This window comes from Enterococcus sp. AZ080 (assembly GCF_051714945.1).
GTDB classification, from domain to species: Bacteria; Bacillota; Bacilli; order Lactobacillales; family Enterococcaceae; genus Enterococcus_B; species Enterococcus_B pernyi.
The window spans coordinates 2,469,153-2,481,291 of sequence record NZ_JBIOSV010000001.1 but is presented as its reverse complement, the minus strand read 5'-3'; the positions used below and the strand labels follow the sequence as shown (position 1 = coordinate 2,481,291).

11 protein-coding genes are annotated in these 12,139 nt (G+C 38.5%); 10 read left to right on the top strand and 1 reads right to left on the bottom strand.

The window, feature by feature from the left end:
- Positions 1-264: 264 nt before the first annotated feature.
- From yycF to IGK01_RS11785, 5 genes are read left to right on the top strand one after another with little or no spacing between them, the layout of a single operon-like run.
- Positions 265-969, top strand: coding sequence for a response regulator YycF (yycF, locus tag IGK01_RS11805; RefSeq protein ID WP_019723593.1), 705 nt, complete (start codon positions 265-267; stop codon positions 967-969).
- A gap of 4 nt (positions 970-973) precedes the next feature.
- Entirely contained in the window at positions 974-2,815 is a 1,842-nt protein-coding gene (gene walK, locus IGK01_RS11800) for a cell wall metabolism sensor histidine kinase WalK (RefSeq protein ID WP_010736691.1), read from the top strand.
- On the top strand, positions 2,812-4,119 hold the full coding sequence (locus IGK01_RS11795) for a YycH family regulatory protein (protein WP_409173607.1): 1,308 nt from the start codon (positions 2,812-2,814) through the stop codon (positions 4,117-4,119). The genes walK and IGK01_RS11795 overlap by 4 nt, the downstream gene beginning before the upstream one ends.
- A gap of 2 nt (positions 4,120-4,121) precedes the next feature.
- The gene (locus IGK01_RS11790) at positions 4,122-4,994 is read left to right on the top strand and encodes a two-component system regulatory protein YycI (protein ID WP_010736689.1); all 873 of its coding nucleotides are present in this window, start codon (positions 4,122-4,124) and stop codon (positions 4,992-4,994) included.
- Positions 4,995-5,048: 54 nt separating this feature from the next.
- Positions 5,049-5,858 carry an MBL fold metallo-hydrolase gene (locus tag IGK01_RS11785; protein WP_023520314.1) on the top strand — a complete coding sequence of 270 codons (810 nt, stop codon included), beginning with the start codon at positions 5,049-5,051 and terminating at the stop codon, positions 5,856-5,858.
- Positions 5,859-6,029: 171 nt separating this feature from the next.
- Here IGK01_RS11785 and IGK01_RS11780 read toward each other — a convergent pair whose 3' ends face one another.
- Positions 6,030-6,692, bottom strand: coding sequence for a CPBP family intramembrane glutamic endopeptidase (locus tag IGK01_RS11780; protein ID WP_010736687.1), 663 nt, complete (start codon positions 6,690-6,692; stop codon positions 6,030-6,032).
- Between the two features lie 466 nt (positions 6,693-7,158).
- Between IGK01_RS11780 and groES the strand changes: the two genes are divergently transcribed.
- From groES to IGK01_RS11755, 5 genes are all read left to right on the top strand, one after another.
- Entirely contained in the window at positions 7,159-7,443 is a 285-nt protein-coding gene (gene groES / locus IGK01_RS11775) for a co-chaperone GroES (protein ID WP_019723198.1), read from the top strand.
- Between the two features lie 36 nt (positions 7,444-7,479).
- Positions 7,480-9,105 carry a chaperonin GroEL gene (gene groL, locus IGK01_RS11770; RefSeq protein WP_010736685.1) on the top strand — a complete coding sequence of 542 codons (1,626 nt, stop codon included), beginning with the start codon at positions 7,480-7,482 and terminating at the stop codon, positions 9,103-9,105.
- A gap of 329 nt (positions 9,106-9,434) precedes the next feature.
- Positions 9,435-10,844 carry a PTS sugar transporter subunit IIC gene (locus IGK01_RS11765; protein ID WP_409173605.1) on the top strand — a complete coding sequence of 470 codons (1,410 nt, stop codon included), beginning with the start codon at positions 9,435-9,437 and terminating at the stop codon, positions 10,842-10,844.
- Between the two features lie 72 nt (positions 10,845-10,916).
- The gene (locus tag IGK01_RS11760; protein WP_010736683.1) at positions 10,917-11,189 is read left to right on the top strand and encodes a hypothetical protein; all 273 of its coding nucleotides are present in this window, start codon (positions 10,917-10,919) and stop codon (positions 11,187-11,189) included.
- A gap of 16 nt (positions 11,190-11,205) precedes the next feature.
- Positions 11,206-12,129 carry a LacI family DNA-binding transcriptional regulator gene (locus IGK01_RS11755; protein WP_023520313.1) on the top strand — a complete coding sequence of 308 codons (924 nt, stop codon included), beginning with the start codon at positions 11,206-11,208 and terminating at the stop codon, positions 12,127-12,129.
- The last annotated feature ends 10 nt before the right edge of the window (positions 12,130-12,139 follow it).

Genomic DNA, 12,139 nt, shown 5'->3' with positions numbered 1-12,139 from the left:
GCTACCCTATACGGATCTTTAGTCAATGAAGCAAGAATAAACCGCTATAACTTTTCCGAGTTAGCGGTTTATTTTTATAATCATCTAATTGCATACTTTGATAAGCGACAAGTGAGATTCGTGGGGGGGTGTAGGAATCTGAATCCGCCTGTTCAATCATGCAATTTTTATCAATAACCTCCTATTTTTTTAGAAAGATGAAACCTGATAAGAAATGCGGTATAATAGAACAGAATGACAATACTAACTAAGAGGTGGCTCTTTATGAAAAAAATACTAGTTGTCGACGACGAAAAACCGATTTCGGATATCGTCAAATTTAACTTAGCAAAAGAAGGCTATGACGTCTATACAGCATATGATGGGGAAGAAGCTTTAGCAAAAGTAGCCGAAGTGGAACCTGATTTGATTTTACTAGATTTGATGTTACCAAAAATGGATGGCTTAGAAGTGGCTCGTGAAGTACGAAAAACGTTTGATATGCCGATCATCATGGTGACAGCTAAGGATTCTGAAATCGATAAAGTGTTAGGTTTGGAACTGGGAGCAGATGATTATGTGACCAAACCGTTCTCTAATCGTGAATTAGTGGCACGTGTGAAAGCAAATCTTCGACGTGGCGCTTCTGCTACCAAAGAAGTGGAAGAAGTCACACCTTCTGAACTGATCATTGGGGACTTAACGATCCATCCCGATGCGTATATGGTGACGAAACGTGGCGAAACGATTGAATTGACTCACCGTGAGTTTGAACTGCTCTTTTATTTAGCAAAACACATTGGTCAAGTCATGACACGGGAACATTTGTTACAAACCGTTTGGGGCTATGATTATTTTGGTGATGTTCGTACAGTAGACGTGACCGTTCGTCGTTTGCGTGAAAAAATCGAGGATAATCCAAGTCATCCTAGCTATTTAGTTACACGCCGAGGCGTAGGGTATTACTTGCGTAATCAAGAACAGGAGTAATTGGATGAAAGGAAAAGTCCGTTTTTTTCGATCAGTAAACTTCAAAATAGCTATTACATTTATTTTGATTTTACTGATCTCAATTGAAATTATAGGTGCTTATTTTATTAGAGGATTGGAACGTTCAACGATCAATACCTTTATCAAAGATATGAACCAAACAGTCGAAACATTAGCGACAACGATCAGTCCAGAACTGAATGGGAAAGGCAATGAAAGTGCGACTATCGATGATGTCAATGGGAATATCAAGCGTTTTATTGAGACCAGTGCTTCAAGTGATATCATTGAGATCCGTGTCGTGGATGAAAAAGGCATCATTCGAGCAACGACAGAGGTAAGCGAACAAGGTTCAGTCGGCAAAAAGAATGATTACGTCGATATGAATGATTTTACAACCAAACGATATGTCGCATTAGATGATGACGGAAAACGAGTAAATATCAATATTCAACCGATTTTGTCCCCGACCGGCGACGCCGTCATCGGGGCTCTTTACGTCAAAAGTGATATCGAACAAAAATATTCAGAAATCAATAATACAGCACTAATTTTCTTTACGGCTTCGTTAATTGCTGCATTTATCTCAATGGTTGTGTCTGTTCTGGTCGCACGTTCCATTACGCAACCGATCGGTGAGATGCGTGAGCAAGCGATCCGCATTGCGCGTGGTGATTATAGCCGTAAAGTAAAGGTCCATGGTCAAGATGAATTAGGTCAGTTGGCTGAAACGTTCAACCAACTAGCAGAACGGATCGAGGAAGCGCAGGATACAATGGAAGCTGAACGAAATCGGTTAGATAGCGTCTTGTCACATATGACAGATGGTGTTATCGCAACCGATCGTCGAGGGAAGATCATTACGATCAATGATATGGCTGTCTCATTATTAGACTTGAAAAAAGAAGAAGCAATCGGACAGTCAATCTTGACCCTTTTAGCAATTGAAGAAGAATACACGTTACGAAAACTGTTAGAAGATCCGAATGAAATGATTTTAGATCGATCAACTGGAGCGAGAGAAGCTGACCAGATGATTTTACGCGTCGATTTTTCGATGATCCGTCGAGAATCTGGCTTTATCAGTGGGTTGGTTGCAGTTTTACATGATGTAACGGAACAAGAGAAAACAGAACGGGAACGTCGTGAGTTCGTATCGAACGTTTCCCATGAGTTGCGTACGCCTTTAACAAGTATGCGTAGTTATATCGAAGCACTTAGTGAGGGTGCTTGGAAGGACGAAGAAGTCGCACCGAACTTTTTAAAAGTGACCTTAGATGAGACCGATCGTATGATCCGCATGATCAATGATCTACTGAACCTATCTCGCATGGATACGGGGAATACTCAATTACAATTAGAATATGTCAATTTTAATGAACTCGTTAATTTTGTGTTAGATCGTTTTGATATGATGGTAGGTAATCAAGAAAAAAATTATACGATCCGTCGAGAATTTACGCAACGAGATCTGTGGGTCGAGATCGACACAGATAAAATTATTCAAGTTATTGACAATATCATGAACAATGCAATCAAATATTCACCCGATGGGGGAGCAATCACCTGCCGGTTGCTTGAAACACATAACAATGTGATTTTAAGTATTACAGACCAAGGGCTAGGTATCCCTAAAAAAGATTTGAATCGTGTATTTGAACGTTTTTATCGAGTGGATAAAGCAAGAGCTAGAGCGCAAGGTGGAACAGGATTAGGCTTAGCAATCTCTCGCGAAGTAGTGAAAGCACATCGTGGCGCAATCTGGGCAGAAAGTAAGGAGGGACAAGGTTCAACCTTCTATATTTCTTTACCTTATGAACCGTATGAGGAGGAATGGTGGGAATGAAGATTTCTGAAAAATTTATACGAATTGGTTTGATCTTGATGGTTGCATTAAGCCTGTACTTCTCTTATGCAATTTGGTTGAGTCCAGCAGGGAAAACTTCAATCAACTTAGAAGAGAGCAATTCACAAGTGATTGAATCACAAAGCTATCGTAAAGCATCAGAAATTTATTTGCCTTTACACCTCGCATGGTTTCAAACAGATACAGTGAAAGAAACGAATAGTGAGAACCTGATTTCTCAAATACATGGGTTGATCGAAGGTGCTCGTTTTGGCAAGCTGACAGAAGTCGTGGAAGCAGACCAAGAGAAGTTCAATCAAAAGAAGTCTCTCAATGAAGGAATCGAATTCTCTTATAACGCACCTTATCTACTCAGTGGCTATGTGAAAGCATTTGGTTTGAATATTGATCTAGGTTCAGTCCAAAATGAAGATGTCTATTTTACGAGTGTCCAATTTGATCTAAAAGACGAAAAAGTTAGTTTTATTGATTATGATCAGCGGACGATTTACGAAGCCAGTCTATCGATGGATTGGAAAGAAATAGAACATGATTTGAATTCTTCAGATGTCAACTGGACACCTGTATTCAGAACGCCAGAAAGAATTGAAACACAGCACAGTATCAAAGAACCAATGAAACTAAAAAAATACAGTTATATCTTATCTCAGCAACCATACACCGTCTTTCGGAATGCTTTTTTTTCCCAGCCAGATGCGGTTAAAAACAATGATGAAAGTACGGAATTGATTTTTTATGATGGCAATGAAACAATGACGATCCATTCAGAAAATCAGATCGTCGATTTTAGAGGAGATTTACCGACGATTGATGAACCAAACAATATTTTTACGGACAGTTTTCCTTATGTCAGCAAACTAGGTGGCGCGTTAGGCAATGTTCGATATTTTGATCGTAATAAGAATACAATCGATTATCGTATTTTTGTAGAAGGATTTCCCGTATTTGGTTCAGACAGTAAAGGAAAAGTTGCAATCGAAATCGGTAATGAGCAAGTCAATAATCAAGTAAGTATCCAAACGAGTTTAAATACCATCCAAGTCCCGATTCCTTCAGATGAAGAAGTCGAGTTGCCTAGCACCGACGATGTATATCAGGAATTAGTAGATAATGGGGCAGAAGAATCGAAAATCGAGTTGATTATTGTTGGCTATACATGGCAAAACATCGAAGAAACAAATCGGGTGGTTGATCTATTCCCAGAGTGGTATGTGAAATATCAAGGAGAATGGTATTCTGCAAATGAATTATTGACCAAACTACCTGAGAAGGAGGCGGAGTAACTATGGATTTCAAAAAAATTGAATGGATTTTCTTCGTCGCCTTTCTAGGACTGAATGTTTTTTTATTTAGTAGTTATCATGAATCGATCAACCAAGAGCATACGGTAATACGCTCAGATCAGACAGAATCAATCAAAAAACGGTTAGCAAATGATGATATTACTTATACGGGTGATTTCTCTTCTGAAAGTAAGCAAGGCTACTATTTAAGTGCGGAAGAAACGGAACTGAGTCAAACGTTGTTCAAGTATCGCCAAGATAATAATCGACGTGGTTTATTAGAAAGTGGAGTTTCGATCAATGATAATATATTGACTAAAACATTATCGGACTCTGAATCTGAAAGCAAAGTCCTTGATCCAAATCGCATAGCAAGTTCACTCAATGATTTTTTGGATAACGAGGAAGATGTTTTATTTGGTAATGAGTATATCTATATGAAAAATTTCTCTGTATTAGAAGGTGATTCTCCTGAAATCACAGCGAGCCAAACGTATGAAGGATTGCCATTCTATGATGATACAGCTAAACTTATTTTCTCCCTCGAAAAAAAGGGGGATGAGTATCGCATTTTGAAGTATACTCAAACCCACTTAACGAATATTGAACAGTTGCGAGAAAAAACAGAATTGCATACGGAAGAAGAAGCTATTAATACATTGTATGTAAATAATAAAATCTCTCGAGGATCGAATATCCTTTGGCGTCAGCTGGCTTACTCTCGTATTTTGAAAGTACGAGAGAAAAATGTGTATGTACCGGTGTGGTATGTTGCAATTGAAACGCCGGATAAGACTTATCAGATCGAAACGGTCAATGCATTTAGTAATACGATTATTACAAATAATTCGATCCCAAAGGTGGAAGATCATTAAAAAAGTAGGTATAATGAAAAAAGTTTACAAAGTAAGAAGGGAAGTAGTAGTAAAATGGCTGAAGGAAATACAGCTTTTAAAATCAGTATCCTTGCAAGTGGGAGTTCAGGAAACTCATTATATATCGAGAGTGACAAAAAGCGACTTCTGGTAGATGCAGGACTGAGTGGGAAAAAAATTACTTCCTTAATGGCACAAATCGGTCGGACGCCCGATCAATTAGACGGTATTCTTGTGACACATGAACATCGAGATCACATTCATGGGGTAGGTGTTTTGGCGCGTAAGTACCATTTAGATATCTATGCAAATGAAAAAACATGGGAAGCTATGGCTCCGATGATCGGAAATGTCCCAATTGAACAAAAACATTTATTTCAGATGGGGAAAGTCCAAACATTTGGCGATTTAGATATCGAGAGTTTTGGTGTTTCTCATGATGCAGCTGCACCACAATTTTATCGTTTCCATAAAGAGAATCGTTCATTTGTCATGCTGACGGATACGGGTTATTGTAGTGATCATATGCGAGGGATCATTGAAAATGCTGATGGGTACTTGATGGAAAGCAATCATGATCTAGAGATGTTGCGTATGGGGCCGTATCCTTGGAATTTGAAACAACGTATTTTAGGCGATCGTGGTCATTTATCGAATGAAGATGGTGCATTAGTGATGACTGATGTAATTGGCGATCGTACAAAACGAATCTATTTAGGCCATTTAAGTAAAGAAAACAATATGAAAGAATTGGCCCATTTGACTATGGAAAATGTTCTTAAGGAAAAAGATCTAGGTGTGGGATATGATTTCAATGTGTACGACACTGACCCGGATGCTGCAACAGAATTATTTTCAATTTGATCAATCAGTTGTGACGGAAGTGATCGGCTCATAAAAATAAGCGGTAAAGTCCGAAAATTTGAAGGAATTTTTGGGATTTACCGCTTTTTTCGTAAGGAGTTACCTCCTGAATGCTATTTATTTTATTATAGGGAGTGCCTGATGATGAAAGTCACAGGCTTTTTTTATTTTTTACAGTAAACCTTGTTGCAATGCCAATTGTACAATGACAACTAGAGTGTTCATACCAATATGGGTAATCATTGGTGCCCAGATTCGTCCAGTGGATCGGTATAGTAAACTAAAGAAAAATCCTAAAAAGAAGTAGACGAGTAAATGCCCATCATTGTGTGCTAATGCAAAGAGCAAGGAACTAACACTTGCACCTACCCAAAAGTTGGTATAGTGACCAACGATGCCAAGAATACTGCGACGAAATACAAATTCTTCCATGATTGGTCCGGCAATAGTTGTAGCAATAATAAAAGCAGGAGTATCTAAAATCAGTTGGATAATATTTTGCGTATTTTCAGATGGAGAGACTTCTCCAAAAAAGAAACTCTCGATCATAACCGCAATACTTTGTAAAATTAGAGCGATAAAGATACCAACTACTCCATATAAAATGATTTTTGAGCGAGAAGCAACTGGTACGTTTGCTTCGATTTCTATGGGTTCTTTATGCCTGAAGTACAAGAACCACAGAATGATTGCACCTAAGATATACGCAACTGTTGTAGCATTAATCAAACCTGACGTTGAATTTACAAGTCCGACAGATGTCAGAAGTAAAGGCGAGACAAATACTAGCCCGTAACAAAAAATGCTAAAAAAGCTATATTTTTTTAATGACATATGAAACCTCCTTGAGCTAAGTGAAAAGCCAAGTGTAACTTTCTTTCTTGCTCTAATAATATAGGAAAAGCAACCGTTCGTTGAACTTTAATTGAAGAAACTTAGTAGCTTAATCAACTTCTGTGTTACTAAACACTATCCATTGTTCATTATACCATATCAAGATGTTTCTCTGATCAGTTAGTATTGATCGGCTTTTTCATGACCTATGATAAACGGTGTTCAAAAGCCAGCTCCTTCAATATTAAGTCAAAACTTGAAAAAATATGAGAAGCTATTTTCTCAAATTTTGCCTTAATACTTGGAGCTGATCGGCTTTTTCACAATCTTCTTTAAAAATTTTTTTTCTATGATTTAAAAAGCTTGCAAAAGAATAGGAGAATGAGTATTATTAAAAATGTAGGTTAGCACTCGATGTGATAGAGTGCTAATGGATTCAAAAAAAGAGTTATCGGAGGGATTTATCGTGTTAAAACCATTAGGTGATCGCGTCATCATTGAAGTCGCGCAAGAAGAAGAAAAAACTGTTGGAGGAATCGTTTTAGCTTCATCAGCGAAAGAGAAACCTCAAACTGGAACAGTTGTAGCAGTGGGTGAGGGACGTTTGCTAGAAAACGGTGAAAAAGTTCCTGCAGCTATTAAAGTAGGCGACCAAGTAATGTTTGAAAAATATGCCGGTACAGAAGTGAAATTTGAAGGAACAGAATATTTGATCGTCTCTGGAAAAGATATCATGGCGATTGTTGAGTAAGTACAAAACAAAAATAATTGATGAGGTGACGAAAAAATGGCAAAAGAATTAAAATTTGCAGAAGATGCACGTGCAGCAATGTTACGTGGTGTAGATAAATTAGCAGATACAGTAAAAGTGACATTAGGACCAAAAGGCCGTAATGTTGTTTTAGAAAAATCATATGGTTCTCCATTGATCACAAATGACGGTGTGACGATTGCAAAAGAAATCGAATTAGAAGATCATTTTGAAAACATGGGTGCAAAATTAGTTTCAGAAGTTGCATCAAAAACAAATGATATCGCTGGAGATGGTACAACGACAGCGACTGTATTGACTCAAGCAATTGTCCGTGAAGGTTTGAAAAACGTCACAGCTGGTGCTAACCCATTAGGTATTCGTCGTGGGATCGAATTAGCCACTAAAACAGCAGTGGAAGAATTACACAACATCTCAACTGTTGTTGACTCAAAAGAGGCTATTGCACAAGTTGCGGCTGTTTCTTCTGGTTCAGAACAAGTGGGCCGTTTGATTGCGGATGCAATGGAAAAAGTCGGCAATGACGGTGTCATCACAATTGAAGAATCTAAAGGAATCGAAACAGAATTAGATGTCGTAGAAGGTATGCAATTTGACCGTGGTTACTTGTCACAATATATGGTAACAGACAACGACAAAATGGAAGCTGTTTTGGAAAATCCATACTTGTTGATCACTGACAAGAAAATTTCAAATATCCAAGATATCTTACCTTTATTAGAACAAATCTTACAACAATCACGTCCTTTATTGATCATTGCTGATGACGTGGATGGCGAAGCATTACCAACATTGGTATTGAATAAAATCCGTGGAACATTCAATGTTGTTGCTGTAAAAGCACCAGGTTTCGGCGACCGTCGTAAAGCAATGTTAGAAGATATTGCTGTCTTGACTGGTGGTACAGTGATCACAGATGACCTAGGATTAGAATTGAAAGATGCAACAATCGAAAACTTAGGAAATGCTTCAAAAGTTGTTGTGGATAAAGACAACACAACGATCGTTGAAGGTTCAGGCGATAAAACAGCTATTGATGCACGTGTTCAATTGATCAAAAACCAAATCGCTGAAACAACTTCAGACTTTGACCGTGAAAAATTACAAGAACGCTTAGCGAAACTTGCCGGCGGAGTAGCAGTCGTAAAAGTCGGAGCAGCAACTGAAACAGAATTAAAAGAATTGAAACTACGTATTGAAGATGCTTTGAACGCTACTCGTGCTGCTGTTGAAGAAGGCATGGTCTCTGGTGGTGGTACAGCATTAGTGAACGTGATCAACAAAGTAGCGATGATCGAAGCAGAAGGCGACGTAGCAACAGGTATCAAGATCGTTACTCGTGCATTAGAAGAACCAATTCGCCAAATTGCTGAAAATGCTGGTTATGAAGGATCAGTTATTGTTGATAAATTGAAAAATGTTGATTTAGGAACAGGATTCAATGCAGCAACTGGTGAATGGGTAAACATGGTGGAAGCCGGAATCGTTGACCCAACAAAAGTAACTCGTTCAGCATTACAAAATGCAGCATCTGTATCTGCATTACTATTAACAACTGAAGCAGTTGTGGCAGATAAACCAGAACCAGCAGCACCTGCTGCACCAGCTATGGATCCATCAATGATGGGCGGCATGATGTAATAACTCCAGAAGAACCTTGTTCAATCAAGGTTCTTCTTTTTTTTGTCTTCTTAGAAAAAAGCATAAACAGGGTAAAATTGAGTGTGACGTAATGAGATTGTGCATTCATATTGTAAATAAAAAATGGGCAAATCACTAAATTGACAAGCCAATCATCAAATTGTTGTATTATTATTTCATCGATTCAATCTATGGAAGAAAATTTATTTCCTTTAACATTTCTTTCACTCTTTCGCTAGCGAAGTTCACAAAGTTATGCTATATTTGTGATATCATTATAATGTATACGCATTCATAATGATGGAAGATCGAATTGTAGGAGGATGAAAATGAATAAATTGATGGAATGGATGGAGAGATATATCTTGCCAGTTGCCACGAAGATTGGTTCGGAAAAGCATCTGGTTGCTTTACGTGATGCGTTTATTGGAACCATGCCGGCAACGATGGCTGGGGCAATTGCGGTGCTATTGAATGCGTTTATGCGTGATTTTCCTAACACGTATCTAGGTGAAGGGAATGCCATTACGACTTTTTTTACACCAGTAATTGGTGTCAATGGCCTGATTTGGAATGGGACGTTAGCGATTATGGCAGTCGTATTCGCATTGTCACTAGGCGCAAATTTGGCAAAGGCATATGAAGTGGACCCTGTATCAGGAAGTATTGTATCTTTAGTTGCATTTATTATTGGATTACCTGATGCTGCCACAGCTGTTTTGACGTTGCCAGAAAAATTGTCACAAGATGCTATGGACATGATCACTACCGCAGGCGGCGTGATTGCTGATGGTACTGATGGTGGTGGACAGACGCTTTCGATGGGCGCATGGGGTTATTTCAACTTTGGGAAATACATGGGTGGTTCTGGTCTTTTTACAGCTATGATCTTTGGTTTTATTTCTGTTATCATTTTTGCACTATTGATGCGTAAAAAAATTATTATCAGAATGCCAGAATCAGTGCCACCAGCAGTTGCACGTGCTTTTGCCGCAATCATTCCTGCAGTTGTTTCTTTATATGTTGTGGGAACGATCAATTATATCTTCCGACAAACAGCAGGAGTACCATTGATTGACTGGATCTCTGAAGCGATTCAAAAACCTTTGATGAATTTATCGCAAGGGTATGGCGCAGTGTTTATTATCGTGTTACTTGTTCATGTGCTTTGGTTCTTTGGATTACATGGAACAAATATCATGTCACCAGTGTTACAGACACTTTATGGTACAGCGATGGTCGAAAATACCAATGCCTTTCAAAATAATGAGCCAATCCCCTTCAAATGGGTAGCAGGTTCATTTGAAGCATTCGTATGGCCTGGTGGTGCCGGCGTAACGTTGGTATTGATCGTCATGATTTTATTTTTATCAAAACGTGCCGATTATAAAACAGTTGGTAAGCTAGGGATTGCTCCTGGTTTGTTCAATATCAATGAACCAGTGATGTTTGGTCTACCAGTCGTATTGAATCCATTGTTGATGATCCCATTCATCGTCGCACCACTTGTAACGGCAACCATTGCTTACTTTGCGACAATGGCAGGCCTTGTTCGCCCAGTGGTGGTAAATGTGATTTGGGTCATGCCAACGATTATCAGTGGGTTCTTAGCAACCGCAGGTGACTGGCGTGCCATTGTCTTGACGATCGTCAATCTCTTAGTCGCTGCTTTGATTTGGGCACCATTTATCTTGGCTGCAAACCGTTTAGATCCTAATCTAGGTGAACCAGAAGAATAAAAGAAGCAAACTCCTTGCTATGAGACGCGTTTCATACCGTATACTCAAAGCATAAATAAAGGAGGGCTTCTTATGAATACCTATATCAAAGCAACGCAAGGCACCAAGAATCAATGTTTTTACGCATTTGTTGAGTTTAAAGATTCCATGCTCGTGTTGTCTAGTTTTCAAGGCCTTAATCGATCGGTGATCAAAAAAATCAATTTAGCAGATATTTCTGGTTTGACCAAGGATAATTATTGGGGTGGTCAACGAATCAGTTTCTATGACCAAGGAACATTGTATCAATTTTTCGAATGTGGACCTGCTGTGGTAGACTATCTACAAGAAAATCTTTTTGTATAGGTGGCGAACAGTAGTCATGGCAAACATCCGAGATATAGCCAAACGAACAGGATATTCTGTTTCGACGGTATCCCGTGTCATCAATCAACATCCTTATGTCGATGAAGCGAAACGAACAGAGATCTTGAAAGTGATCAAAGAATTAAATTATGTACCGAATGCCAATGCCAGACAACTAAGTTCTGGAAAAACTAAAAATATTGGTGTCATTTTACCTTACACAAATCACCCATATTTTGATCAGTTGCTCAGTGGAATCATTGAAGTCGCTTTTAGTGAGGGCTATAAAGTGACGTTGTTGCCAACAAACTACCAAATAAAACGGGAACAACAATATTTAGAAGAGTTTGCGGCGAAAGCATTTGACGGATTGATCATTACATCAAGAGCAAATCCCTTAGAGTTGTTGCTTGATTATCAACGCTATGGCCCTATCGTCTTTTGCGAAAAGATCGAAGACTTGGAAGTAATGAGTGTCTATATTGATCGCAAACAATCGATTACTGATGGCTTATCCTTTTTAAAAGATCAAGGTGTCAAACGTTTAGGTGTCACCTTAGGAAGAACCGGTCGAATGAGTTACAATTCGAAAATCACATTAAAACTGTGTAAAGAGATTTTTCCTGACTTTAATGAAGCTGATGTCTACTGGCAGTGTATTGATACCGAGCATGGGGAAATGGCAGGGGAATTTTTTAAGGAACGAGGAATTGATGGCATTTTCACGAATTCAGACACAGTAGCAGCGGGAATCCTGCAAAGCTACAAAAAACAAAAAATACCAATTGTTGGTAGGGAAAATATGCTGATCAGTGAATTATTAAATTTTTCAACAATTGATCACCATTTGAAACAATGTGGTGAAACCGCTTTTCGTTTGTTTTTGAATGATACAGTCGAACAAGTAAAGATTCCGTATACTTTTATTCAACGTCCGTGAAATAAAAAAG